At 72.4% G+C, this 22,997-nt stretch carries 27 protein-coding genes and 1 tRNA gene; 17 read left to right on the forward strand and 11 right to left on the reverse strand.

Annotated features, from left to right (window positions below):
• Positions 1–308 precede the first annotated feature (308 nt).
• Complete coding sequence (locus HNQ09_RS18105) at positions 309–2,162, reverse strand: menaquinone biosynthesis decarboxylase (RefSeq protein ID WP_184031915.1); 1,854 nt, start codon at positions 2,160–2,162, stop codon at positions 309–311.
• Between the two features lie 72 nt (positions 2,163–2,234).
• Between HNQ09_RS18105 and HNQ09_RS18110 the strand changes: the two genes are divergently transcribed.
• Genes HNQ09_RS18110 through HNQ09_RS18120 form a run of 3 tightly spaced genes read left to right on the forward strand, consistent with a single transcriptional unit; the run spans position 2,235 to position 5,016 of the window.
• Entirely contained in the window at positions 2,235–3,050 is an 816-nt protein-coding gene (locus tag HNQ09_RS18110) for a potassium channel family protein (RefSeq protein WP_184031917.1), read from the forward strand.
• Between the two features lie 16 nt (positions 3,051–3,066).
• A complete protein-coding gene (locus HNQ09_RS18115; protein ID WP_184031919.1) occupies positions 3,067–4,302 on the forward strand; it encodes a M24 family metallopeptidase in 1,236 nt (411 codons plus the stop codon).
• A gap of 36 nt (positions 4,303–4,338) precedes the next feature.
• Positions 4,339–5,016: an SDR family oxidoreductase gene (locus tag HNQ09_RS18120; RefSeq protein ID WP_184031921.1), complete on the forward strand. Its 678-nt coding sequence runs from the start codon at positions 4,339–4,341 to the stop codon at positions 5,014–5,016.
• A gap of 15 nt (positions 5,017–5,031) precedes the next feature.
• Here the strand turns inward: HNQ09_RS18120 and HNQ09_RS18125 are convergent, their stop codons facing one another.
• The gene (locus HNQ09_RS18125; protein ID WP_184031923.1) at positions 5,032–5,718 is read right to left on the reverse strand and encodes an HAD family hydrolase; all 687 of its coding nucleotides are present in this window, start codon (positions 5,716–5,718) and stop codon (positions 5,032–5,034) included.
• A 79-nt stretch (positions 5,719–5,797) separates the two neighbouring features.
• Between HNQ09_RS18125 and HNQ09_RS18130 the strand changes: the two genes are divergently transcribed.
• Entirely contained in the window at positions 5,798–6,409 is a 612-nt protein-coding gene (locus tag HNQ09_RS18130) for a DedA family protein (RefSeq protein WP_184031925.1), read from the forward strand.
• A gap of 40 nt (positions 6,410–6,449) precedes the next feature.
• Here the strand turns inward: HNQ09_RS18130 and HNQ09_RS18135 are convergent, their stop codons facing one another.
• The 5 genes from HNQ09_RS18135 to HNQ09_RS18155 form a co-directional block, all read right to left on the reverse strand.
• Positions 6,450–7,469: an asparaginase domain-containing protein gene (locus HNQ09_RS18135; RefSeq protein WP_184031927.1), complete on the reverse strand. Its 1,020-nt coding sequence runs from the start codon at positions 7,467–7,469 to the stop codon at positions 6,450–6,452.
• Positions 7,466–7,663: a hypothetical protein gene (locus tag HNQ09_RS18140; protein WP_184031929.1), complete on the reverse strand. Its 198-nt coding sequence runs from the start codon at positions 7,661–7,663 to the stop codon at positions 7,466–7,468. Before HNQ09_RS18140 ends, HNQ09_RS18135 begins: the two co-directional genes overlap by 4 nt.
• Before the next feature lie 121 nt (positions 7,664–7,784).
• Positions 7,785–8,714: a hydroxymethylbilane synthase gene (gene hemC, locus HNQ09_RS18145; protein WP_184031931.1), complete on the reverse strand. Its 930-nt coding sequence runs from the start codon at positions 8,712–8,714 to the stop codon at positions 7,785–7,787.
• A gap of 204 nt (positions 8,715–8,918) precedes the next feature.
• On the reverse strand, positions 8,919–9,470 hold the full coding sequence (locus tag HNQ09_RS18150; RefSeq protein WP_184031932.1) for a DinB family protein: 552 nt from the start codon (positions 9,468–9,470) through the stop codon (positions 8,919–8,921).
• Positions 9,467–10,522: a tRNA dihydrouridine synthase gene (locus HNQ09_RS18155; protein WP_246363489.1), complete on the reverse strand. Its 1,056-nt coding sequence runs from the start codon at positions 10,520–10,522 to the stop codon at positions 9,467–9,469. The genes HNQ09_RS18150 and HNQ09_RS18155 overlap by 4 nt, the downstream gene beginning before the upstream one ends.
• A 168-nt stretch (positions 10,523–10,690) precedes the next feature.
• Here HNQ09_RS18155 and HNQ09_RS18160 point away from each other — a divergent pair, with 168 nt between their 5' ends.
• Both HNQ09_RS18160 and argB read left to right on the forward strand, forming a co-directional pair.
• The gene (locus HNQ09_RS18160; RefSeq protein ID WP_184031934.1) at positions 10,691–11,194 is read left to right on the forward strand and encodes a GNAT family N-acetyltransferase; all 504 of its coding nucleotides are present in this window, start codon (positions 10,691–10,693) and stop codon (positions 11,192–11,194) included.
• A gap of 29 nt (positions 11,195–11,223) precedes the next feature.
• The gene (argB, locus tag HNQ09_RS18165) at positions 11,224–11,985 is read left to right on the forward strand and encodes an acetylglutamate kinase (RefSeq protein ID WP_184031936.1); all 762 of its coding nucleotides are present in this window, start codon (positions 11,224–11,226) and stop codon (positions 11,983–11,985) included.
• A gap of 9 nt (positions 11,986–11,994) precedes the next feature.
• On the opposite strand, the gene HNQ09_RS18170 is transcribed toward argB, so the two are convergent.
• The 3 genes from HNQ09_RS18170 to purE are packed head-to-tail and all read right to left on the reverse strand — an operon-like array spanning position 11,995 to position 14,218.
• Complete coding sequence (locus HNQ09_RS18170; protein ID WP_184031939.1) at positions 11,995–12,579, reverse strand: GNAT family N-acetyltransferase; 585 nt, start codon at positions 12,577–12,579, stop codon at positions 11,995–11,997.
• Entirely contained in the window at positions 12,576–13,688 is a 1,113-nt protein-coding gene (purK, locus tag HNQ09_RS18175) for a 5-(carboxyamino)imidazole ribonucleotide synthase (protein WP_184031941.1), read from the reverse strand. Before purK ends, HNQ09_RS18170 begins: the two co-directional genes overlap by 4 nt.
• The gene (gene purE / locus HNQ09_RS18180; protein ID WP_184031942.1) at positions 13,685–14,218 is read right to left on the reverse strand and encodes a 5-(carboxyamino)imidazole ribonucleotide mutase; all 534 of its coding nucleotides are present in this window, start codon (positions 14,216–14,218) and stop codon (positions 13,685–13,687) included. The genes purK and purE overlap by 4 nt, the downstream gene beginning before the upstream one ends.
• A gap of 250 nt (positions 14,219–14,468) precedes the next feature.
• Between purE and HNQ09_RS18185 the strand changes: the two genes are divergently transcribed.
• The 11 genes from HNQ09_RS18185 (at position 14,469) to prmC (ending at position 22,380) form a co-directional block, all read left to right on the forward strand.
• Positions 14,469–15,659 (forward strand): glutamate ligase domain-containing protein, encoded by a 1,191-nt coding sequence (locus tag HNQ09_RS18185; protein ID WP_184031944.1) that lies wholly within the window; start codon positions 14,469–14,471, stop codon positions 15,657–15,659.
• 15 nt (positions 15,660–15,674) lie between these two features.
• Positions 15,675–15,750 (forward strand) — tRNA-Lys (locus HNQ09_RS18190).
• Between the two features lie 102 nt (positions 15,751–15,852).
• The gene (locus HNQ09_RS18195) at positions 15,853–16,458 is read left to right on the forward strand and encodes an NUDIX domain-containing protein (protein WP_184031946.1); all 606 of its coding nucleotides are present in this window, start codon (positions 15,853–15,855) and stop codon (positions 16,456–16,458) included.
• The gene (locus HNQ09_RS18200) at positions 16,455–17,060 is read left to right on the forward strand and encodes a YigZ family protein (RefSeq protein ID WP_184031948.1); all 606 of its coding nucleotides are present in this window, start codon (positions 16,455–16,457) and stop codon (positions 17,058–17,060) included. The genes HNQ09_RS18195 and HNQ09_RS18200 overlap by 4 nt, the downstream gene beginning before the upstream one ends.
• A 16-nt stretch (positions 17,061–17,076) precedes the next feature.
• Positions 17,077–17,571, forward strand: coding sequence for a 2-C-methyl-D-erythritol 2,4-cyclodiphosphate synthase (gene ispF, locus HNQ09_RS18205; RefSeq protein ID WP_184031949.1), 495 nt, complete (start codon positions 17,077–17,079; stop codon positions 17,569–17,571).
• Complete coding sequence (locus tag HNQ09_RS18210; RefSeq protein WP_343057961.1) at positions 17,564–18,040, forward strand: TrmH family RNA methyltransferase; 477 nt, start codon at positions 17,564–17,566, stop codon at positions 18,038–18,040. Before ispF ends, HNQ09_RS18210 begins: the two co-directional genes overlap by 8 nt.
• A gap of 188 nt (positions 18,041–18,228) precedes the next feature.
• Entirely contained in the window at positions 18,229–18,843 is a 615-nt protein-coding gene (locus HNQ09_RS18215) for a DUF2087 domain-containing protein (protein WP_184031950.1), read from the forward strand.
• Positions 18,844–18,848: 5 nt separating this feature from the next.
• Positions 18,849–20,120, forward strand: a complete 1,272-nt coding sequence (locus tag HNQ09_RS18220) for an aminopeptidase (protein WP_184031952.1) — start codon at positions 18,849–18,851, stop codon at positions 20,118–20,120.
• A gap of 56 nt (positions 20,121–20,176) precedes the next feature.
• Positions 20,177–20,767 carry a peptidylprolyl isomerase gene (locus HNQ09_RS18225; protein WP_380003533.1) on the forward strand — a complete coding sequence of 197 codons (591 nt, stop codon included), beginning with the start codon at positions 20,177–20,179 and terminating at the stop codon, positions 20,765–20,767.
• 101 nt (positions 20,768–20,868) lie between these two features.
• On the forward strand, positions 20,869–21,453 hold the full coding sequence (locus tag HNQ09_RS18230; protein WP_184031956.1) for a Jag family protein: 585 nt from the start codon (positions 20,869–20,871) through the stop codon (positions 21,451–21,453).
• A 9-nt stretch (positions 21,454–21,462) separates the two neighbouring features.
• Complete coding sequence (gene prmC, locus HNQ09_RS18235) at positions 21,463–22,380, forward strand: peptide chain release factor N(5)-glutamine methyltransferase (RefSeq protein WP_343057962.1); 918 nt, start codon at positions 21,463–21,465, stop codon at positions 22,378–22,380.
• Here prmC and ribH read toward each other — a convergent pair.
• The gene (gene ribH / locus HNQ09_RS18240) at positions 22,346–22,819 is read right to left on the reverse strand and encodes a 6,7-dimethyl-8-ribityllumazine synthase (RefSeq protein WP_184031958.1); all 474 of its coding nucleotides are present in this window, start codon (positions 22,817–22,819) and stop codon (positions 22,346–22,348) included. The genes prmC and ribH overlap by 35 nt on opposite strands.
• Positions 22,820–22,997 lie beyond the last annotated feature (178 nt).

Below are 22,997 nucleotides of genomic sequence, written 5' to 3' on the forward strand. Positions count from 1 at the left end.
GCATGCGGACTGCGAGTGGATAAGTCTTGATCCATGCATCAAGTGCATGGCTGGTCTTCCGCAGAAGACCTTCTGTGGTCTCGCGACCTTCGTACATCTGGAGACCTCCGGGGGGAAGTCCGCGTACCCCTCCCTGTCAGGAGGGCCTGTCATCGTCACTTGCACCAGCTTGTCATGCGTCCCGCGCAGAGGCCCGGAGGCTTTCTTGCGCTCGCCCTTTTGATCGGGCGAAGGGAACTATATGCCCCCCTGCCCGATCTGTCAACACCCCACCCGTACACACCTGAAGAGAGTGGGAAGACTCGCGCTCAGCGCCACTTTTCCGGCAGGCCGTAGAGATGCCAGCGGGCCTCGACCCGGCCTTGGACCTCCGGGGTCATCTCGATCTTGGGGGGCCACTCGCGGACAAAGCCCTCCTCGGGGAGTTTGCGGGCGCCGTCCCAGGCCAGCAGGCCGCTGCCCACACTGGACAGGGTCCACACGTCGCGCTCAGGGTCGATGTTGTTGAGGATGGTCCACCACAGGTCCTGCGCGTTCCCCACGTCGGTCTGCTCATCCCCGATCAGGAGGTGGCGGACGCCCGAGGCGGCGGGATGGGCAGCGAACGCCTCGGCCAGTTCGCGGGCCTGCCCCGGGCGGGTCTTGTCGAGGGCGACGTACCAGTACCCGTCGGGGGTCTGGCGCTGGGCGAGGACGCCATCGAAGTTGGGGAGATCGGCGACCGGGCTGGGCGTAAACAGGCTCTCCCCCGCCCGGTCGTGCCCCTGCTCCTCGCGGCTGCTGACGCCGCTGCCGACTTCCTCCGGGAGCTTGGTGGTCGCGTCGATGATGAGCTTGCCGCCGTAACCCCAGCCCCGGCTGGAGTGGTCCAGCACGTCGGTGGGGCCGCGCGTGGTCAGGGTGTCGCGGCCCGGCACCGCCTTCTCCACGACCTCACGCCAGACATCCACGAAATCGTTCACGGTCACGTCCTCGTCCACCACGACGATGACCTTGGCGAACATCATCTGGCCGAGGCCAAACAGCCCGTTGGCGACCTTATAGGCCTGACCGGGGTAGGTCTTCTTGATGGAAACGAAGACGAGGTTGTGCGCCACGCCCGCCGGGGGCATGTGGTAGTCCACGATCTCGGGGAGGATGAGCTGCGCGGCAGGGAGGAAGAGGCGCTCGGACGCTTCGATGAGGTAGGCGTCCTCCATCGGCGGGCGGCCCACGATGGTCGCGGGATAGACGGGCCGCTCGCGCATGGTCACCGCCGTGACGTGGAAGCGGGGATAGAGGTCGGGCAGCGTGTAGAAGCCGGTGTGGTCGCCGAATGGCCCTTCCATTGCCCAGTCCTCCTGCGGGTCCACATAGCCTTCGAGGATGAACTCGGCGTTGGCGGGCACGTCGAGGTCCACCGTGACGCCCTTCATGATGGGGTACCGCTGGCCGCGCAGGTAACCCGCGACGGCGAACTCGTCGAGGCCGGGAACGGGGGGCAGGGGGGCGGTCGCCGCGTAGATCAGGGCGGGGTCACCGCCGAGGGCGACTGCGACCTCCAACCTCTGCCCCAGCCGTTTGGCTTTCTCCAGATGCTTGGTCCCCGTCTTGTGGCGCTGCCAGTGCATCCCGGTGACGGTCTTGCTCATCACCTGCATGCGGTACATGCCCATATTGCGCTCGCCGGTTTCGGGGTCCTTGGTGATGACGAGTGGCAAGGTCACGAAGGGGCCGCCGTCCTGGGGCCAGCACTTCAGGATGGGGAGCTTGTCCAGGTCCACCTCGTCGCCGCGCCAGATGACCTCTTGGGCGGGGCCGGACCGCACCCGGCGGGGCGGGAGGTTCATCGCGTCCCGCAGCTTGCCGACATTGCCCAGCAGCCCGCCGAGGCCTCCCGATCCCTTGAGATCGATCAGGTGCCGGATTTTGGCGGCGAGGTCGTCGAGGTCGGAGACGCCGAGGGCCAGCGCCGTGCGCTCGCGGGTGCCCATCAGGCCGATGACGAGGGGAAAGTCGCTGCCGACCACATTCTCGAAGAGGACCGCTGGGCCACCCGATTTGACGAGGCGGTCGGCGATCTCGGTGATTTCCAGCTCGCGGCTGACCGGGACGGACACACGGACGAGTTCGCCGCGTTCCTCCAGCAGCCGCATGAAGCTCTGAATGTCGGGAAAGGCCATGGGGCGAGTGTAGGGAAGGCAGGCCGGGGCAACCGTACCCGGTGAGTCGAAAGCCGCCCTACGCTAAAGCCCATGACTTCCCCTCCCCCGCCCACAGAGCCGCCGTCCGACGCCCTGCGGGAAGCCCGGCTGAGCACACTGCACACGCTCGACCGGCTGCTGGACCGCCCGATGACAGTGCTGAGCTTCGTGTGGCTGGGATTGCTGGTGTTGGATCTCGTGCAGGGGCTGCCGCCCGGCCTGCAAACCCTGAGCAACGTGATCTGGGCGCTGTTCATCCTCGACTTTCTGCTGTCGTTCGCGCTCGCGCCCGACAAGGGGCTGTACCTGCGGCGCAACTGGCTGACGCTGCTGAGCCTGCTGCTCCCCGCGCTGCGGATTCTGCGGGCGTTCCGGGGGTTGCGGGCGCTGCGTGCCCTGCGGCTGACGCGGGGGACCAACCTGCTGCGGCTACTCACCAGCCTGAACCGGGGCCTGCGGACGCTGGGGCGCACCCTGCGGCGGCGGGGGCTGGGCTTTGTGCTGGGGGCGACCGGGCTGGTGGCGCTGGCGGGGGCGGCGGGCATGGCTTCCTTTGAGGCTGGGCAGCCTGGAGCGCCGGGGAGCTACGGCGAGTGGCTGTACTGGGTGGGCATGCTGCTCACCAGCCTGGGGTCGGAGTACTGGCCGCGCACGGGCGAGGGCCGGGTGCTGACCTTCGTGCTGGCGCTGTACGGCTTCTCGGTGTTCGGGTACATCACGGCGACCCTGGCGAGCTTTTTCGTGGGCGACGATCAGGAGCGCGAGCCGGAGGGCGACGAGGTGAACAACGAGGCCCTGCGCCGCGAGATGGTGGCCCTGCGTGAGGAACTGGCGGCGCTGCGGGGAGAACTGAAGAACGGGAGCTGAGGGCTATCCTCTCCCCATGACGTCCCCCCTCGACCGCATGCGCTCGGCCTTGCAGGGCACCGACCTCGACGGCTGGTTGCTCTATGACTTCCAGGGCCTCAATCCCCACGCCCGGCGGGTGCTGGGGTTTCCGGCGGAAGCGCACCTCACCCGGCGCTTTTTCGTGTGGGTGCCACGCGAGGGCGGAGCTGTGCTGCTGCACAACCACATTGAGGGCGGCACGTGGGCGGGCCTCTCGGCGGGGTGGGACGTGGAGCGGCGGCCCTTCGGCTCGCACGCGGAGCTGGACGCCCGGCTGTGCGAGGTGGTCGCCGGGAAACGGGTGGCGATGGAATACAGCCCCCTGGGAGCGGTGCCCTACGTGGGCCGGGTGGACGCGGGCACGCTGGAACGGGTCCGGGCGGCGGGCGCGGCCGACGTGCTGAGTTCCGCCGACCTGCTGCAAGCCTTCCTGGTGTGGTCGGACGACGACCTCGCCGCCCACCGCCGCGCGGCCGACGTGCTGATGGGGGCGAAGGACGACGCCTTCCGCCTGATCCACGAGCGGTTGCGGGCCGAGGAAGCCGTGACCGAGCTGGACGTGCAGGCCGTGATCGAGCAGGCCATCGCGGACGCCGGAATGACGAGCGGCCACCCCGTCAACGTGAGCTTCGGGGCGAACGCCGCCGATCCCCACTACCAGCCGGAGGGCGAGAAGAACGCCACCCTGCGGTCCGGCGAGTGCGTGTTGATCGACCTGTGGGCGCAGGAGGAGGGCCGCCCCTTCGCGGACGTGACCTGGGTGGGGTATGCGGGGGAACCCACGGACGAGTACCGCTCGGCGTGGGAGGCGGTGCGGGGAGCACGGGACGCGGCGCTGACCCTCCTGCACGAGAGGTATGCGGGGGAAGGTTGGGGCCGCCTGCAAGGGTGGGAACTCGACCGGGCATCACGAGACGCGATGGGCGCCCAGTGGGGACCGTACTTCCTGCACCGCACCGGGCATGACCTCGGCCTGAGCCTGCATGGGGCCGGGGCCAACCTCGACGACTACGAGACGCGCGACACCCGCACGCTCACGCCGGGGCTGGCGGTCACCGTGGAGCCGGGCAGCTATCCCCGCGAGCGCGGCTTCGGCATCCGCACCGAGGTGGACGTGTTCCTCTCGCCGGACGGGCCGCAGGTCACCACGCAAATCCAGCGTGAGCCGTTCGTGCTGGGCGCCGGGGAATGGGCCGAGATAAGGGCCGCCGCGCTGGGCGAGCCGTCTTAAGGTCGGCTCAAGCCCTGGCCCCGCTAGTCTGTAGGCATGGCGAACCTCAGCTCCTCGACGATCATGCTCACGGGGGCGGGCGGCGCACTCGCCACCGCCGTCGCCCAGGAACTGGAGGACGCGGGCGCCCAGCTCGTGCTTGTCGGGCGCGGCGAGGCGCTGGAACGCGCCGCCGACCGCTTTCCCGCCACCGAGGTGCTCGACCTCGACCTGCGGGACCCGGCCAGCGTGGACGCGCTGCGCAAGGTCAAGGTGGACGCCCTGGTGCACACGGTCGGGGCCTTCGCCGCCCAGGACGTGCACAAGGCGACCGAGGAGGACCTGCGGGCGATGTTCGACAGCAACATGCTGACCCTTTTTCACGCCGTGCAGGGCGCCCTGCCCCACATGCTGCGGCAGAAAGACGGGCTGATCATGGCCTTCAGCGCCGGGCAGGCGGCCCGGCTGAGTGGGCCGCGCGCCGCGCTGTACACCGCGAGCAAGGCCGCCGTGGCCGCCTATACCCTCAGCCTGCACGACGAACTCAAGGCCCGGGGCGTGCGCGCCTGCGTGCTGTACCCGATGGGCGCGATCGACACCCCCGAGAACCGCGAGGCGGGCTTGAAGTGGGACGAGACCATCGACCCCCGGGGACTCGCCAAGAGTGTCGCCCACGCCCTGACCCGCCCCGACCGCGCCCACGTGACCGAGCTGAAGGTCTACCCCGACACCTGAGCCGCAGCTCGCCGCTTAGGACCCGCCCAGGCCATCTGCTCCCGCTCCCGCCACCCTCAGCAGCTCGCCCAGCCCTCCCGTGAAGCCGTGGTCGAGCCGCGGCCACGCTGGCGGAAAGGGCTGGGTGCGGGTCACGTCGTTGGGCACCACGACCACCCGCAGTCCGGCGGCCAGGGCAGCGGTGGCCCCGTTGAGGCTGTCCTCGACCGCCAGGCACGCCTCCGGGCGCAGGCCCAGGTGGGCGGCGGCCAGCAGGTACAGCTCGGGGTCGGGCTTGACCCGGCGCACGTCGTCACGGGTGGTGAGCACCTCGAACAGGTCCAGCAGACCGTGTTGCCTCAACCAGCGGGTCACCCAGGCGCGGTCGCTGCTGGTCGCCAGGGCCAGCCGCAGCCCGGCGCGGCCCACGTCCTCCAGCACCGCCCGGACGCCGGGGCGCAGGTCCTGCCCCGCGAGGTCGGCCAGGAGGCGGGTGTGCAGCTCGGCCTGGACCCGTGGGCGGTCCGCCTGCACGTGCTCGGGCAGTCCCGCCCAGGGATCGAAGGCGTCCCAGGTGCCGATGCCCTGCTGCCACTCGTCCAGGCTCAGCTCGCGCCCGTGTTCGCGGTAGAGGCCCTGCCAGTGCGAGAACTCGCGCGTCTCTGTATCGAAGATGGTGCCGTCGAAATCGAAGATCAGGGCGCGCAGGGCGGGCAGGGGCATGGGGCAGTCTAGAACGCTCCCGCCTCACCCCGACTTTGGGAGGACGCACCGCCCCGCGGCCAGCCGCTAGGCTGATGCAATGGCCGAGTGGGTGCAGAACCTGATGGACAGCATGGGGTACCTGGGCATCCTGCTGCTGATGATCCTGGAAAACCTCTTTCCCCCGATTCCCAGCGAGCTGATCATGCCGTCGGCGGGCTTCGCAGCGGCGCGGGGCGACATGAGCCTGCCCATCGTGATCCTGATGGGCGTGCTGGGCAGCGTGATCGGGACCCTGCCGCTGTACTACATCGGGCGGGCCTTTGGCGAGGAGCGGCTGGTGAAGTGGGCCGACAGGCACGGCAAGTGGCTCACCCTCAGCGGCAAGGACATCCGCAAGGCCGACGACTGGTTCGACAAGCACGGCACCAAGGCGGTGCTGTTCGGGCGGATGGTGCCCGGCATCCGCAGCCTGCTGAGCCTGCCTGCGGGCATGAGCGAGATGCCCATGCCCAAATTTCTGATCTACAGCGCCATCGGCTCGGGCCTGTGGGCCAGCGCGCTCGCCGGAGCAGGCTACCTGCTGGGCGAGAACTACGACCGGGTCGAGCGGTACATCAGCCCGGTGTCCAAGATCGTGCTGGGCGTGGTGGTGGTCGCGGCCGTGGTCTGGTTCCTGCGCCGCAAGAGGGCACAGACCGCCCGCTCCTGACGCTCTCTCCTGCCCGGGTGGCCTGTCCAGGCGCCCGGCGCTAGAAAGCCCCCTCGGCAAAAACCTGCCGGATCTCGCTCAGGCTTCGGCCCAGGCTGAGCAGCACCAGCAGCAGCAGCCGGGCCTTGTGCGCGTTCAGGAAACTGGCGGGAATCGCCCCGGCCCCCACCAGGGTCGCGCCGCCGCCCGCGTAGCCGTAGGCGGGAATCACGGGTCCCGCATGGGTGCGGGTGGCGATCACGACCGGTTTCCCAAGCGAGGCGGTCCGGGCGACCAGCGGCAGCAACTCGGCAGGCAGGTTGCCGGTGCCCAGCGCGGCGATCACCAGCCCGTCGGCGCGGGCCTCGGCCTCCGCGTAGCCCTCGCCGCGCCAGCCCGCGTAGGCGTACAGGATCTCGACGCTGGCCCCCAGGGCAGCCGGGGCATACACCGGGCGGGCTTCCGGCACCGCGAAATAGCGCAGGTGGGCCACCTGACCAGGCGCCCCGCCCCCTGTGCGGTCGATGCGCCCGATGGGGCCGGGGTAACCGCCAAAGGCGTCCACGGCGGTCGTGTGGACCTTGGTCACGGTGCGGGCGTCGAAGATGTCGCCGCCGAAGACGACCAGCGGCCCGCGCCCACGCGACTGCGGGTGCAGGGCGACCTGCGCCGCGTCCAGCAGGTTGCCGGGACCGTCCCAGGAGGCCTCCTCGGCGTGGCGCATGCTGCCCGTGAGCACGACCGGGGTGGCGGTGTCCAGCAGCAGGTGCAGCAAGAAGGCCGTCTCCTCCAGCGTATCGGTGCCGTGCGTGACGACCACCCCGCCGTGGTCCGGGGCCAGCTCCCCGATCAGCTGCGCCAGCGCCAGCATGTGCGCGGGCGTGACGTGCGGACTGGGCAGGCGGAAAGGCTGATGCACCGTGACGGTCACGCCCGGCAGGCCCGGCATCGCGGGCGCCTCCTGCGGGGTGAGGCCGGGACCGTGCGGGTCGGGACGGCTGGCGATGGTGCCCCCCGTGTGAATCAGCGCCAGCCGGCGGCCCGGCGGCCCAGCCTCAGCCTCGGGAGAGCGCGCCGTCACCGCCCCCCCCGGCGGCGCTCGGACAACATCACCCACAGCAGGGCGACCCCCAGCACCACCAGCGTGGAGGGCAGCTCGGCCAGCGCGGCGTCGGCCAGACTCGCGCCCGCCCGGGTCCGCTGCACCAGGCCGATGACCAGCCACAGGCCCGCCGCCAGCACGGCGGTGAGCAGCACGCGCGGGGTGAGCCTCATCCCGGCGGGGCCTGCTGCGAGACCGTCCGCTGGGCTTCCCGGACGGCTGTGCACCCCGGCCCACCGGGACGCTGTGTGCCCCGCGCTGCCCGAGCTGGCCCGCGCCTCGCCACGGGCCTTTTCACTCGTGCGCGGCGTCGATCAAAGCCTGGGCGCCCTGCCCCAGCATGTCGGTCGCCAGCTCGGCACCCAGGTCGGCGCATTCGGCGGGGTCGCCCGAGGTGGTGGCGCGGATCACCTGCGAGCCGTCGAGGGCGCCCACCCAGCCTTCCAGGGTCAGCACGCCGCCCTTGACGCTGGCGTGCGCCCCCACCGGGGCCATGCAGCCCGCGCCCAGCCCAGCCAGGAACTCGCGCTCGGCGGTGATGCGGTCGTCGGTGCCGTGGTCGTGGATCGCGTAAGCGACCTCGATGCTCAGGTCGTCGTCGGCGCGGGTCTCCAGCGCCAGGGCGCCCTGGCCGGGGGCCGGAAGCAGCACATCGGGTTCCACAAACTCGTCGATGCGGTGGCGCATCTCGGTGCGGATCAACCCCGCTGCCGCCAGGATGATGGCGTCGTAGTCGGGCGTGCCGATGGCGGCCAGCCGGGTGTCGATGTTGCCGCGCAGGTCGATCACCTGAAGGTCGGGGCGGTAGGCGCGCAAGAACGCCTTGCGCCGCACGCTGCTGGTGCCGATGCGCGCGCCCTGGGGCAGCTCCGAGAGGCGCTTCATGCCCTCCTTGCCGATCAACACGTCGCGGGCGTCCACCCGTTTGGGGATGGAAGCGACCTCCAGCTCGGCGGGCTGCGCGGTGGGCAGGTCCTTGAGCGAATGCACCGCGATGTCGATACGCTTTTGCAGCAGCGCGTCCTCGATCTCCTTGACCCAGAACCCCTTGTCGCCCTTCTGGGCCATCGCCTGAAGGCTGGCGCGGTTGCGGTCGCCCTGGGTGCTGATGGTCTGGATACGAAAATCCGTGTCCGGCCACTCCTCCTTCAGCCGGGACACCACCCACCGGGTCTGTGCGAGCGCGAGCGTCGAGCCGCGCGTTCCAACCGTCACCGTCCGCATAACCTGCGCAGTATAGAGGGTGTCCACCCCCCGCGCGTCGGCCTCCTCACACTGGCCCGCACTGGGCGCCCGCGGCGACGCGCCCCGTCAGGCCCCACCGCCCCCTCACGGTTGGGGGGGCCTGCTGGACCGCAGAGGCGGCGCAGCGGGTGGAGGGGCAGCCTCTCCCCGCCCCGCTCCCCACGCGGCTACAGTTCGGCCCGGTTACAGCTCGGCGTCGAGGTCGTCGGGCACCGCGACCCCGGCGGCAGGCTGCGGGCGCACGAAGCGCAGGTAGTCGAGCCAGGGGGGCGTGTGGCCCAGCAGCCGGATCAGCAGCACGATCTGGGCGGTGTGGCGCACCTCGTGGGTCATGACGTGCCACAGCAGAGCGTCGAGGGTCACGGTGTCGCTGGCGGGGTCGTCCTGTACCAGCTTGACCGGGCGGGAGAGGTCCGGCCCGGCCTCCAGAAGAGCGCGGGTGCGCTCCGCGACCCTCTGGCCGTACTCGATGATCCAGCCCAGGTCGTACTGCTCGGCGCGGGGGGTGACCCAGTCGTGGGGGTACTGCCCGGCCACCCCGTCGCCGCGCGCGATGGTGTGAACCCAGTGGTCTTCGACGTCCGTGACGTGCAGCAGCAGGTCCTTGATGTTGCGAAAGCGCTCGCCATGCTCGATCAGGGGCCGGTCCAGATCGTCTCCTGGCAGCGCCCGCAGAAAGTTCCACAGCTGCTCACGCGCGGCGGCAAGGTAGGCATAGTACTCACGGACGTTCATCGGTGCCTCACAGCATACTCCGCGCCCGCCGCCGCCGCCTGAGGTCCCTGGACGCAAGCAGGGTCCCCCGCCGGGGGGGCCAGCACCGGCGCCAGCGCCCGGCGCACGTCCTCCAGGGTATCGACCTGCACCAGCGCGTCCCGAAGCTCGGGGTGCGCAGGCAGGTAGCGGGGCAAGACCTTGCGCAGCGGCCGGACGCTCAGCAGCCCGAAGCGGTCGGGGCCGTAAAAGGCCACGTGCAGCTCGGCGTGCCGCAGGGCGGTGCGGGCACGCTCGGCGGCGCCCGGTTCCTCCTCCTGACCACCAGCGAGCGCGCGAAAGAGCCAGGGGTTCCCCACCGCGCCGCGCCCGACCATCACGGCGGCGACCCCGCTGCGCAGGCGGGCGCGGGCCTGGGCCGCGCTGGTCACGTCCCCGCTGCCCACCACCGGCACCGGCACGCTGGCCGCCACGCGGGCGATGGCCTCCCAGTCGGCCTCGCCCGTGTAGCGCTGGGCGCTGGTGCGGCCGTGGACGGTGATCAGGGCGGCGCCCGCCTCGGCCAGCCCCTGCGCGACCTCCACGCTGCGGTCCTCGTCCCAGCCCAGGCGAATCTTGGCGCTCACGTCGAGCGCGGTCGCCTCACGCATGGCCCGCACCAGCGCAAAGGCGACTTCCGGCGTCTGGAGCAGGCAGGCCCCGCCGCGCCCACGCACCTTGGGGACCGGGCAGCCCATGTTCAGGTCGAGGGCAGCGGGCGCGAACCAGCCTTCGGCCCGCGCCACGGCCTGCGCCAGAATCTCCGGTTCGGCGCCAAACAGCTGCACCACCCGGCCCTGCTCGCCGGGGTAGGGGCGGCCCAGGGTGAGTTTGTCGGTGTCGCCGCCCAGCACCAGGCCGCGCGCGCTGATCATCTCGCTGACGGTCCACAGCGCGCCCTGCTCGGCGGCGAGTTGCCGCAGCGGCGCGTCGCTGTAGCCCGCCATGGGGGCGAGCACCGCGCCCGGACCAGCCAGACGCCGCGCGTAGAAGCCGGGCCGGGCCTCAGGCCGGAGGGGAGGGCCGCTCGTCATTCCGGACAGGGTAGCGCAGCCTTCCCCCCCAGCGGGTGAAGTGAGCCTCAAGCCGCTGCGGGCGCCAGATTCATGCGGCGCGCCGGGCGGGGCGGGGTATGCTGCGGGCCAGTCCGGCATCCCCTTTCCCTTCCCTTTCCCCGCCCGCCGGACGGGAGGCCTCCGACCTTGAACGTCACGCCGCTGACGATGCAACACGCGCCGCTGCTGCACACGCTGTACGCCGCCGCTCCCGGTTATTTCGAGCTGCTGGGCACCCGCGTGCCCACCCCCGAGGAAGTGCAGCGCGACGTGGAAATCGCCCTGCTTGACCCCCGGCGCCGCCTGGACCTGCTGCACGACCCGGCGGGTCAGCTGGTCGGCAGCCTGGATTGCAAGCACGACTATCCTGAACCCGGCGACCTCACCATCAACCTGCTGCTGATCCGCGAGGACCGCCAGTCGCAGCGGCTGGGCGAGCAGGCCGTGCGCGACCTCGAAGCCCGGCTGCCTCCCGGCACCACCCGGGTGCTGGCGAGCGTGCTGGGCGACAATCCGCGCGGCGCCCGTTTCTGGGAGCGCCAGGGCTACACCTTTGCCCTCGACGCCCGCCCGGTGATGACCTGGTACGCCAAATCGGTCGCGGCGGCCCAGCCGACCAGCCCCAAGCCGCTGAGTCTCGCGGGCGACTGAGGGGCGCCCCGCACCCCTAGACTGCCCGGGTGATCATCAAGTACGGCGGCAACGCCATGAAAAGCCGGGAGCTGCGGCGCGCGGTCGCCGGAGAGATCGCGGCCCTGCGGGGCGAATATTCCGTGGTGGTCGTCCACGGAGGCGGCCCGGTGATCGAGGGCGAACTCGCCGCGCGCGGCCTTCCGTCCGAGTTCCGCGCGGGGCTGCGGGTCACGTCCCCGGCGGCGATGGAGGTGGTCGAGATGGCCCTCTCGCGGCTCAACAAGCAGCTCGCGCAGGAGGTCGGCGGGTCCGGCGGCTGGGCGGTCGGCCTGATGGGCCGCGACAGCGCCCTGCTGCGCGCCGAGGTCCTCGACCCCGAACTGGGCCGGGTGGGGCGGGTCACCGGGGTCAACGCCGCGCTGCTGCGCACGCTGCTGGGCGCCGGCATCCTGCCGGTGGTGGGCTGCGTGGCGGTGGGGAGTGACGGCGAGGCGCTGAACGTGAACGCCGACACCGCCGCCGGGGCAGTCGCCGGGGCGCTGGGGGAAGGCATCGTGTTCCTGACCGACGTGGACGGCGTGTACCGCGCCTACCCGGACCCCGCGAGCCTCGCCCGGCAGCTCACCCGCGCCGGGGCCGAAGCGGGCATCCGGGAGGGCTGGATCGCGGACGGCATGGTGCCCAAGGTGCGCGCGGCCCTGGACGCCCTGGACGCCGGGGCACCCTTCGCCGTGATCGCCAGCGGCATGACGGCGGGCGTGCTCGCGGCGGCCGTTCGGGGCGAGGCGGGTACGCGCCTGACGCCCTGAGGTCGAGATCTACCGCGTGAGGCTGAAGATCAGGGTGTCGCGCAACTGCGCGGGGTCGTCGGCGGCCACGGCGTCGTTCTTGAGGGTGGCGTCGAGCGTGTAACCCAGCGCGCGGGGAATGTGGGCGCTGCGCCCGTTGCAGGCGTCACACCGGATTTCCAGCCGCCGAAAGCCCAGGCCGCCTTCCCCGGGGGAGCGCAGGGCCAGGTCGGTCAGAGCGCGGGCCACCTCGGTCGCGTAGCCCTGCCCGGTGTGGGGCGTGGCGATCCAGTAGCCGATCTCGCCTTTCGGCACCCGCCAGTCGAGGGCGTGGTAGCCGCTGCTGCCCACGAACGTCTGCCCGTCGGCACTCCAGACGTGCAGCCGCAGGTTCTCGCCCGCCGCGTAAGCCTCGGCGGCGCGGGCCAGGTTCTCGCGCGTCCCGGCGAGGTCGGCAGGCTGCTGCGCCCAGACCATCCAGGGCCGCAGCTCGGGCAGCGAGGCCTGGACGGCGGCGTGGACGGCCGGGGCGTCCTGGGGGCGCGGCGCGCGCAGCAGCAGGCGGGGGGTACGGAACTCGTGGGGCAGGGCAGGCACAGGGGCGGGGGGGGTCACGGAATCAGCTCCTCCAGCCGCGTCAGCCGCTCGCGCAGCGTCCCCACGTCCGGCGCGACGAGGTTGACGTGCCCCAGCTTGCGGCCCGGGCGCGGGGCCTTGTGGTAGAGGTGGACCCGGGTGCCCGGCAGGGCGCCAATGCCCGCCCAGTCCGGCGCTCGCCCGTCCGGCGTGCCCACCACGTTGACCATCGCGCAGGGAAGCAGCGGCGCCCAGTCGCCCAGGTCCAGGCCCAGCACCGCGCGCACCTGCGCCTCGAACTGGCTGACGCCCCCGCCGTCCTGGGTGAGGTGCCCGGAGTTGTGGACGCGCGGGGCGACCTCGTTGGCGAGCAGCTCGCCCCCGGGCAGCTGAAAGAACTCGGCGGTGAGCAAGCCCTCCAGCCCCCAGGCTTCTGCCACGGCGCGGGCGGCTTCGCGGGCGAGGGCCTGGGTCCCTTCCGGCGCGGCGGCCGGAAAGACGCTGGTGCGGAGGATGCCCGAGCGGTGGGTGTTCTCGATCAGCGGCCCGCAGGCGACCGCGCCCGCCGCCGTGCGCGCCACCGCCAGGCTGAGTTCGCGCACGAAAGGCACCCGGCCCTCCAGCACGCAGGGCACCCGGCCCAGAGCGTCCCAGGCGGCGCGCAGCTCGGCGTCGCTGCCCACCCGCAGCTGCCCCTTGCCGTCGTAACCCAGTTCGGAGGTTTTGAGCAGGCCCTCGCCGCCGACCGCCGCCAGCGCCCCCGCGAGGTCGCCTTCCGCCTCGACGGTCACCCAGGGGGCGGTCGCCACGCCCGCCGCACGCAAGGCTTCTTTCTCGCGCGCCCGGTGCTTGGAGCGGGCCAGCAGCGCTCCCCCGGGCCGCAGCGGCACCCGGCCCTCCAGCGCGGCGAGGGCCTCCAGCGGCACGTTCTCGAACTCCAGCGTCACGGCGTCGCATCCGGCCAGCCGCGCCAGCCCCGCCGGATCGGTGTAAGGCGCCCGCAGGTGCTCGGCACACAACCGCGCGGGCGCCTGGGGGTCGGGTTCGAGGACCAGCGTCCGCACGCCCAGCGGCAGGGCGGCCAGGGCCAGCATCTGGGCGAGCTGGCCGCCGCCGAGAATGCCGAGGGTCAGGCCGGAAGCGGTCATTCGGCGCCCGCCTGCGGATGCCCCTCGAAGAAGGGGTCGTCCAGCACGGCCTGCGTCTGCCGGGTGCGGAAGGCGTCCAGCCGGGCACGCACCCCCTCGTCGGTGGTGGCAAGCAGGGCGGCGGCGAAGAGGGCCGCATTTTTCGCCCCCGCCGCGCCGATGGCGAAGGTCGCCACCGGGACCCCGGCGGGCATCTGCACGATGCTCAGCAGGCTGTCTTTGCCCGACAGCGCCCGCGACGCCACCGGCACGCCCAGCACCGGCACCCGGGTAAAGGCCGCCAGCATCCCCGGCAGGTGCGCCGCGCCCCCCGCCCCGGCGATGAGGCAGCCGAACCCCAGCCGCTCGGCCCGCGCCGCGTAGGAGGCGAGCAGCTCCGGCGTGCGGTGGGCCGACAGCACCCGCACCTCGTAGGGAACGCCCAGGGCGGCCAGCAGCCCCAGGGCGCCCTCCATCGTCTCGAAGTCGCTTCTGGACCCCATCACCACGCCCACGCGGGGCGGCTGCTCTCGGTCGGTCACGGCCCGCATGGTAGCGCCCCGCCGGGACGTGCCTGACGGGGGGCGGGCAGGAGGCGGGGCCAGGCGAGCGGCGGCCCCGCCGGGTTCCCAGGGCGCGGCGGACCTCGGGGGGGGGCCAGCGGCATGGGGGCGAACGAGGCGGCGGTCGCCAGCGGGCAGGAGGTGCACGGCGCGCGGTTTTCCTGCCGCTCCTCGCCCGGATGCCGGGGGCGTGAGGCCGCCTTTGGAAAGCCGGGGGCGGCCACGTTAGCCTGGGCCTGTGACCGCCGCCCCGACTGACCCCGCCGAGCCGGACTACCCCTGGCTTTACGCCCGCACCCGCGCGGGCCGGGCACGCGGGCCGGAAGCGGCGCGGGCGCTGCTCGACCGGCTGGGCGCCCCGGACCGGACCTTCGCGGCGATCCGGGTGGTGGGGACCAACGGCAAGGGCAGCACCTGCGCGATGCTCGAAGCCGGGCTGCTCGCCTGCGGCGTGCGCGCGGGCCGCTTTACCAGCCCGCACCTCCAGCACTTCGGGGAACGCATCCGGGTGGGGGGGCGGGACCTCGACCCGGCGCGCACCGCCGCGTTTGTCGGGTGGGCGAAACGACACGCGCCCGACGCCGCCTTCTTCGACCTCACGCTGGGGCTGGCCTGCCAGGTGTTCGCCGAGGAGGGCGTGCCGCTGGCCGTGGTGGAAGCCGGGGTCGGCGGCGCGTCGGACGCCACCGGGGCGCTGCACCGGGTGCAGGCGGCGGCGCTCACCAACGTGGACCTCGACCACGTCGCCGCGCTGGGGCCGACCCTGCACGACATCGCCCGCGACAAGGCGGGGGCCGCCCGCCGGGGCGCGCCGCTGCTGACCACCGAGGCGGGAGAGGCGCTGGAGACCGTGCGGGTGGTCGCCGGGGAGATCGGCGCGCCCCTCCTGACGCCGCAGACGCACCCGGCCCTCTTCGCGCTGCCGCGCCCGCCTGCCCTGCCGGGGGTCCACCAGCACGCGAACGCCGCGCTGGCCGCCGCCACCCTGCGGACGCTGGGCTACCCGGCGGGCGTGGAAGCCGCCCTGGACGCCACCCACCCGGCCCGGCTGGAACGTTTCGAGGTCGGCGGCAAGACCGTCTGGCTCGACGGCGCGCACAACCCGGCCGCAGCCCGGGCACTGGCCGCCAGCCTGCCGGGCGCCGACGTGCTGCTGTTCGGTAGCCTGGCGCGCAAGGACACCGCCGCTACGCTCGCGCCGCTGCTGGCGCTGGCGCCCGTGCGGGTCTACACCGCGCCGGAGGGCGCCGCCGCCCCGCCGGGGGACCTCGCCGCCGCGTATGGCGGGCAGGCGGTGCCGGACCCCGCCGGGGCGCTGGCCCTCGCGCTGGCCCTCACGCCGCCCGGAGGCACGCTGCTGGTCACGGGCAGCCTGTACCTCGCCGGAGCGGTCCGCGCCCAGCTTGACAGGCAGAGGCCGGAAGGCTAAACTTCTCTCCGCTCTGGGTCGTTAGCTCAATTGGCAGAGCAGCTGACTCTTAATCAGCGGGTTGTAGGTTCGATTCCTACACGACCCACCAGAGAAGTGCCCGACAAAGGCCCCGCCGCTGTGCGGGGTTTTTTGTGGCCTGCGCTTCTGCTGGCTCCGCCCGGGCCGGAGCGCCTGCGCTAGCCTGGGGCGCATGAGTGACCGACCGCCGGTGGACGAACATCCCAGCTGGGCCGCGCTGGTGCCGGGCGGCGCGCAGCCCTGGAAGACGCTGTCCTCGCGGGTGCTGGTCGAGGGTTTCCGGGTGGTGCTCGAAGACCGGGTGCAGACCCCCTCGGGCGCGGAGGTCGTGTACCAGTACCGCCCCCGGGGACCGCGCGCGATGTTCGTGCTGCCGGTGACCCCCGGGGGCGAGGCGGTCCTGATCCGGCAGTACCGCTACCCCCTCCAGGCGACCGTCTGGGAGGTCGTGGCGGGCGGCGTCGAGCGCGGCGAGGACCTGCTCACCGCCGCCGCGCGCGAACTGGCCGAGGAGGTGGGGGGCGTGGCCGCCGAGTGGCTGCCCCTTCCCGGCTTCTACCCGCAGCCCAGCATCAGCGGGGTGATCTTTTACCCCTTGCTGGCGCTGGGGGTCACGCTGGGGGACACCGCCCACGAGGACAGCGAGGTGATCGAGCGCGTGACCGTGCCGCTGGCCGAGGCCTACCGGATGCTGGAGGCGGGCGAGATTCAGGACGGCGCGAGCAGCCTGACCCTGTGGCACGCGCGGCGGCATCTGGAGGAGCGCGGCCTGCTGTGACTGAGTTGCCCGCGCCCTTCACCACCCTCGCGGGGCCGCACCGCCAGGATGCGGTGATCGAGAACAGCGAGTTCCTGGCCTTTGCCGCGCGGGCCGACACCCCGGAGGAGGCGCTGGCGCAGCTCGCCGCCCTGCGGGAGCGCTACCCCGGCGCCACCCACCACTGCTGGGCCTACCGCATCGGCCCGCTGTACCGCTTCGGGGACGACGGCGAACCGGGCGGCACGGCGGGCGCCCCCATCCTGCGGGCCGCCCTGGGGCAGGGCATGGACCACGTGATGGTCGTCGTCGTGCGCTTCTACGGCGGCGTCAAGCTGGGGACGGGCGGGCTGGTGCGCGCCTACGGGGGCACGGCGGCCGAGTGCCTGCGCACCGCCCCGAGGCTGGAGGTGCGGCCCCGACAAAGGCTGACCGTGCGCGTCCCTTTCGAGCACCTCAGCGTGCTGTATCACCTGCTGGGCACCTTCGACACGGCGCGCGGGCCGGAGACGTACACCGCCTCTGGGGTAGACCTCGCGGTGGAGGTCTACCCAGAGGACGCGGCGGCCTTTGCGGCGGCGCTGCGGGACGGGACGCGGGGAGCAGGAGAGGTCGAGGACTGACCGCTATCCTCCCCCCATGACCTCCCCCCTGCCCCTTCCCTACCGCGTCGGCTACGGCGAAGACGCGCACCGTTTGAGTGAAGGCCGCCCCCTCACGCTGGGCGGCGTGCCCATTCCCCACGCCGAGCGCGGCGCGGTGGCCCACAGTGACGGCGACGCCGTGCTGCACGCGGTCGCGGACGCGCTGCTTTCCGGCCTCGCGCTGGGGGACATTGGGCACTACTACCCCGACACCGCCGAGGAGAACGCGGGGCTGGACTCGCGGGTGATCTTGCAAGAGAGCCTGGCGCTGGTGCGCGAGTGGCGGTACCGCCCGGTCAACGTGGCGCTGGTGGTCACCCTCGACCGGCCCAAGCTGGGGCCGCTGCGCGGGGACATCGCCCGCAGCCTCGCCGCCCTGCTCGGTCTGCCGGAAACCGAGGTCGGCGTGAGCTTCAAGACCTCCGAGGGGTTGGCGCCGGATCACGTGCAGGTGCGGGTAACCGTGCTGCTGGTACGCGACCGTGACTGAACTCCCCAGGGTTGGCCCCCTCCTGCACATCGTCCTGTACGAGCCGGAAAAGGCCGGAAACGTCGGCAACGTCGCGCGCACCTGCGCCGTGCTGGGTGCCGAGCTGCACCTGATCCGGCCCTTCGGCTTCCACCTGCACGACCGCGAGTTCCGCCGCGCGGTGATGGACTACCTGGAAGGCGTGCGGCTGCACGAGCACGCGAACTGGACCGCCTTTCAGGGCACGCTGGCCCCCGGCGCGCGGGTCTGGGCCTTTTCCACCCACGCGGCCACGCTGCACACGCGCGCAGGCTTTCGCCGGGGCGACTTCCTGCTGTTCGGCCCCGAGTCGCGCGGCCTGCCAGGCTGGCTGCGGGAGGGCCTGCCCACCCTGAAGCTGCCGCAGCCCGGCGGGGGCCGCAGCCTGAACCTGGCGGTGGCGGCGGGTGCGGCGGCGTTCGAGGCGGGGCGGCAGATCGAGGGGTGGTAGACGGACCGTTCCGCCACCAGCGAAGGCCGCTAGGCTATCCAGCGCATTTCGACGCTTTTCGAATCAAGTAGATTTGTTTCGAAGGAGGACGAAATGAAGTGGATTCGAAGTGGATGCCTGGCGCCGTGGGGGACCCCGCGCGGCCAGCGGCGCGCGCCCTGCCTGCCCCCCGCCGGGAGGGGCCACCCGTGAGCGCCGACCTGAACGCCCGCGCGGCCCTTTTCCGCGCCCTGTCGCATCCGGCGCGGCTGGGGCTGCTGCGGCTGATCTGGACGGGGCCGCTGTCTGGCGACACCCTCGCGCGGCTGATGAACCTCGCGCCCGCGACGGTCAGCCACCACCTCGCGGGGCTGGCCGAGGCGGGGCTGACCACCGTGCGCCAGGACGGCCACCACCGCCTGCACGGGGTCAACCACGCCGCGCTGGGGGCGACCCTCTCGGCCCTGATCCGGGGCGAGGCCGCCGCGCCCGCCGCGCAGGACCCCTACCGCGCCCGGGTCCTGCGCGCCTTCGTCAAAGACGGGCGGCTGACCCGCATTCCCGCCCAGCGCAAGAAACGCGATGTGATCCTGCATGAACTCGCCTCCCTCTTCGAGCCGGGCCGCAGCTACAGCGAGCGCGAGGTCAGCGACGCCCTGGCCGGGTTCCACCCCGACTTCTTCACGCTGCGGCGCGAACTGGTGGGCCTGGGCCTGCTGGCGCGCGAAAAGGGCGTGTACTGGCGGGTGACGGAAGGGGTCACGCCGCACACACCCCAGATGGCCGACGACCTCACCCTGACGCTGCCGGGGACCGTAAAGTGACCCCCATGACCCTCTCCTTCGACGACAAGCTCGCCCGTTACGCCGAACTGCTGGTCCGCACGGGCGTGAATCTGCCCCGGGGCGGCAAGCTGCTGGTGCAGGCGCCGCTGGAGGCCGCGCCGCTGGTCCGGCTGGTGGTCCGCGCCGCGTACCGGGCGGGCGCCGTGGACGTGCGGGTGCTGTACAACGACCCCCAGCTGGGCCTGGCGCTGTTCGAGGACGGCACGGACGAGGCGGTGGAGTTCCTGCCGGAGTGGCACGCGGCCCAGCGCGAGGCGATGGTGGCGGACGGTTACGCGTCCATCGGTCTCGTGGGTGAGGACCCCTCGCTGCTGGCGGGCGTGGACCCCGGACGCATCGCGCGGCGCTCCAAGCTCATGGCCCAGGCGATGAAGACCGTGTCGGAGGCGACCGGCGGCTTCGAGGTGAACTGGACGGTCGCCGCGATGTCCACCCCCGAGTGGGCCGCCCGCGTCTACCCGAACCTGCCGGGCGAGGAGGCGGTCGCCCGGCTGTGGGACGACATCTTCGCCGTGACGCGGGCCGACCGTACCGACCCGGTCGCCGCCTGGGACGCGCACCTCACGCGGCTGGAGCGCCTCACCGCTTACCTCAACGCCAAGCAGTACGCGGCCCTCCACCTGAGGTCCGAGCTGGGCACCGACCTCACGGTGGGGCTGGCCGACAACCACGTCTGGCAGGGCGGCGCCGAGACGGCCAGAAACGGCGTGCGCGGGGTGCCCAACCTGCCCACCGACGAGGTGTTCACCGCCCCGCACCGCGAGCGGGTGGACGGCGTGGCGGTCGCCTCCAAGCCGCTCTCGGCCCGTGGGCAACTGATCGGGGGCATCCGGGTGCGCTTCGAGGGCGGGCGCGCAGTGGAGATCAGCGCCGAGCAAGGCGAAGACACCCTGCGCGGGCTGGTCGACACCGACGAGGGCGCTGGCCGCCTGGGCGAGATCGCGCTGGTGCCCGCCTCGGCGCCCGTGGCGCAGACCGGAACCCTCTTCCTGAACACCCTCTTCGACGAGAACGCCGCCTCGCACATCGCCTTCGGGCGCTGCTACCCCACCAACGTCCGGGACGGCGAGAACCCGGAAGCCCTGATCGCGGCGGGCGGCAACGACTCCCTGATTCACGTGGACTGGATGCTCGGCACGCCCGGCACCGACGTGGACGGCGTGACCGCAGACGGCACGCGCGAACCGCTGATGCGCGGGGGGGAATGGGTGGTCGGGGACCAGCCCGCCGCCCCCGGCGCCGAGGCCGGAGCTTAAGCCTTTCGGGCTGGGGGCTGAGGGCCGGGGGCGGACGACTCGTTACAATGCCCTCCATGACCAGCGACCTCTACCACGCCGAAGGCTTCACCCCCACTCCGGAACTGTCGGGCGAGCGCCAGACCCGCTTCTCGCAGGTGCCCGAACTCGGCGACGGCATCGAGCCGGGCAAGGCCTACCGCGCCGTGCTGGAGACGAGCAAGGGCCGCCTCGTCATTGACCTGTACTCCGACGACGCGCCCATGACCGTCAATTCCTTTGCGTACCTGATCCGGCACCACTATTACGACGGCATCAAGTTCCACCGGGTGATCGACGGCTTCATGGCGCAGGGCGGCGACCCCACCGGCACGGGCACGGGCGGCCCCGGCTACACCTTCGACGACGAGATCAACGGCAACCGCCACGACGGCAAGGGCGTGCTGAGCATGGCGAATGCGGGCCTCCGGATGGGGCAGGGCACCAACGGCTCGCAGTTTTTCATCACCTTCGGCCCCACCCCGCACCTCGACGGCAAGCACACCGTCTTCGGGCGCGTGGTGGAGGGGCTGGACGTGCTCGACCGCCTCACCCGCATCCAGCCGGGAATGCCCGGCACCCCCGACGTGATCGAGCGGGCGTATCTGGTGGAGAAGAGCGCGGGCTGAGGCCCTGAGGCTGCGCGGCCGGGGGCGGGGGCGAGGGGGAGACTGCCGCCCCCGGCCGCTGTGTGGGAAGGCCGTGAGAAGCGGAGGGGTAGACTGCCCCCATGGACAACCGCACGAACCTCGACGACTACCTCGCGGGACTGGGGATCGCGGACGCGGACGAGACGGCCTCGCCGCCCCCGGCCCCGGAGGCCCTCCCGGCCGCTGTCCCCGTGGCGGAGGCCGCCCCCGAGGACCCCCGCGCGGCCCTGGAGCGTTTTTTGACCGGCCTGACCGCGCGCATCGACCCCGGCCTGAGCGTCACCGTCCGGGAAGGCGAGGACGCGCTGGAAGCCGAGATCACGGGCGAGAGCGCCGCGCGGCTGGCGGGCCGCGACGGGCGCACCCTGGGCGCCATCGAGGTGATCGCCTACACGGTTCTCGCCAAGCAGGCGGGCCGCAGCGACCTGCGGGTGCGGGTGGATGTGGGCGGCTTTCGCAAGCGGCAGGCCGACACGCTCGCCAAACTGGCCGAGCGCCTCGCCGTGCAGGTCGCCAAAAGCGGTGAGGCGCACGAGCTTCAGCCTATGCCTGCGGGCGAGCGCCGGGTGATTCATATCGCCCTCAAGGAGCATCCCGACGTGACCACCGAATCGGTGGGCGAAGGCACCTCGCGGCGCCTGATCATCCGGCCCCGGCACGGCTAGCCGCAGACCGTGAGCGGTGAGAAGGCGTCCCGGCCGCCGCTAACCACCCCCGCGCCCACCCTGCGCGAATGGCTGCGGGAAGCCGCCCACGCGCTGCGGGAGGCGGGCGTGCCCTCGCCGGAAGCGGATGCCCGGGCGCTGGTCTTGCATGGCTTGAACCTGGGCGCCGTGGACCTGCTGACCCGTGCGGGCCAGACGGTGCCAGAGGCCGACGCCGCGCGGGTATGGGCGCTGGTGGAGGAGCGGGCCGCACGGGTGCCCCTCCAGCACCTGCTGGGCGAGGTGGAGTGGGGCGGCGTGCGGCTGCGGACGGACGGGCGGGCGCTCGTGCCCAGGCCCGAAACCGAGTGGCTGCTGCATCTCGCGCTGGAGGCGCTGCGCGGCGTGCCTGCCCCCCGCGTGGTGGACGTGGGCACGGGCACGGGCGCCCTCGCGCTGGGGCTGAAGGCCGCCCGGCCCGATGCCAGCGTCACCGCCACCGACCTCAGCCCAGAGGCGCTGTCCCTGGCCCGCGAGAATGGCGCGCTGAACGGCCTGGAGGTGGAATTCGCGGAGGGCAGCTTGCTCGCCGGGCGGCCCGGTCCCTTCGACCTCGTGCTCAGCAACCCACCCTACCTCCCCGACGGGGACCGCGCTGAGGCTGACCCCGAGGTGAGGCATGACCCCGATCTCGCCCTGTACGCCGGAGCGGACGGGCTGGACGTGGCGCGGCCCCTCGGGTCGCAGGCAGGGACCGTGCTTGCGCCGGGGGGCCTCCTGCTTCTCGAACTCGACCCCCGCAATGCCCCCACGCTGGCCGAGGAATTGCAGGGGCAGGGCTGGGCGGCCGAAGTCCTGCCCGACCTCACCGGACGCATGCGCTTCGTGCGGGCGACTCCACCGCCGCCCAGAGTCAGCCCTGTTCGGGAATCTGACGCAGCAGGTTGACGGTCTCGATCATGGCGAGGACGGCCTCGCCGCCCTTGTTCCCGGCCTTCGTTCCGGCCCGCTCGATCGCCTGCTCGGTGGTGTCGGTAGTCAGCACCCCGAAGGCAATGGGCACGCCCGTGTGCAGCATCGAGTTCAGGATGCCGTTCGTGGCCGCGCCCGCTACGAAGTCGTAGTGGTCGGTCGCCCCCTTGATGACCGCCCCCAGGCAGACCACCGCGTCGTAGCGCCCGCTCTCGGCCAGCCGCCGGGCGACGAGCGGCACCTCGAAGGAGCCGGGCACGAGGTAGTGGTCGAGGTCGGCGCTGTCCCCGCCATGCTGCACGAAAGCGGTCTGCGCCCCCTCCACCAGCCGGTCCACGATGAAGTGGTTCCAGCGCGTGCTGACGATGGCGAACTTGAGTCCAGTGGCGATCAGGGTGGCCTCGGTGCGGTTCATGGGGGCATTGTGCCGCGTCCGCACGGCGGGGACGCCTGACCCGCGCGGCTTAACACGGTGTTAAGGTGGAGCACGGCAGCCCCCGGCTGCGTCCCTCTTCCTTCTCCTTCCACCCGCGTCCCGCGAGACGCCCCGCGTCCTCCCCCGGCGCGGTAAGCCCGTCCGAGAGACGGCGATG

This window comes from Deinococcus budaensis, from assembly GCF_014201885.1.
Taxonomy (GTDB): domain Bacteria; phylum Deinococcota; class Deinococci; order Deinococcales; family Deinococcaceae; genus Deinococcus; species Deinococcus budaensis.

Excerpts from the sequence above, each read along its gene's own strand:
- HNQ09_RS18225 (WP_380003533.1), top strand. The coding sequence starts at position 20,177 with ATGACCAGCGACCTCTACCACGCCGAAGGCTTCACCCCCACTCCGGAA.
- HNQ09_RS18130 (WP_184031925.1), top strand. The coding sequence starts at position 5,798 with ATGGCCGAGTGGGTGCAGAACCTGATGGACAGCATGGGGTACCTGGGC.
- HNQ09_RS18105 (WP_184031915.1), bottom strand. The coding sequence starts at position 2,162 with ATGGCCTTTCCCGACATTCAGAGCTTCATGCGGCTGCTGGAGGAACGC.
- HNQ09_RS18230 (WP_184031956.1), top strand. The coding sequence starts at position 20,869 with ATGGACAACCGCACGAACCTCGACGACTACCTCGCGGGACTGGGGATC.
- HNQ09_RS18195 (WP_184031946.1), top strand. The coding sequence starts at position 15,853 with ATGAGTGACCGACCGCCGGTGGACGAACATCCCAGCTGGGCCGCGCTG.
- HNQ09_RS18150 (WP_184031932.1), bottom strand. The coding sequence starts at position 9,470 with ATGAACGTCCGTGAGTACTATGCCTACCTTGCCGCCGCGCGTGAGCAG.
- purK (WP_184031941.1), bottom strand. The coding sequence starts at position 13,688 with ATGACCGCTTCCGGCCTGACCCTCGGCATTCTCGGCGGCGGCCAGCTC.
- HNQ09_RS18120 (WP_184031921.1), top strand. The coding sequence starts at position 4,339 with ATGGCGAACCTCAGCTCCTCGACGATCATGCTCACGGGGGCGGGCGGC.
- ribH (WP_184031958.1), bottom strand. The coding sequence starts at position 22,819 with ATGAACCGCACCGAGGCCACCCTGATCGCCACTGGACTCAAGTTCGCC.
- HNQ09_RS18110 (WP_184031917.1), top strand. The coding sequence starts at position 2,235 with ATGACTTCCCCTCCCCCGCCCACAGAGCCGCCGTCCGACGCCCTGCGG.
- purE (WP_184031942.1), bottom strand. The coding sequence starts at position 14,218 with ATGCGGGCCGTGACCGACCGAGAGCAGCCGCCCCGCGTGGGCGTGGTG.
- ispF (WP_184031949.1), top strand. The coding sequence starts at position 17,077 with ATGACCTCCCCCCTGCCCCTTCCCTACCGCGTCGGCTACGGCGAAGAC.
- hemC (WP_184031931.1), bottom strand. The coding sequence starts at position 8,714 with ATGCGGACGGTGACGGTTGGAACGCGCGGCTCGACGCTCGCGCTCGCA.
- HNQ09_RS18220 (WP_184031952.1), top strand. The coding sequence starts at position 18,849 with ATGACCCTCTCCTTCGACGACAAGCTCGCCCGTTACGCCGAACTGCTG.
- HNQ09_RS18115 (WP_184031919.1), top strand. The coding sequence starts at position 3,067 with ATGACGTCCCCCCTCGACCGCATGCGCTCGGCCTTGCAGGGCACCGAC.
- HNQ09_RS18125 (WP_184031923.1), bottom strand. The coding sequence starts at position 5,718 with ATGCCCCTGCCCGCCCTGCGCGCCCTGATCTTCGATTTCGACGGCACC.
- HNQ09_RS18140 (WP_184031929.1), bottom strand. The coding sequence starts at position 7,663 with ATGAGGCTCACCCCGCGCGTGCTGCTCACCGCCGTGCTGGCGGCGGGC.
- HNQ09_RS18155 (WP_246363489.1), bottom strand. The coding sequence starts at position 10,522 with ATGACGAGCGGCCCTCCCCTCCGGCCTGAGGCCCGGCCCGGCTTCTAC.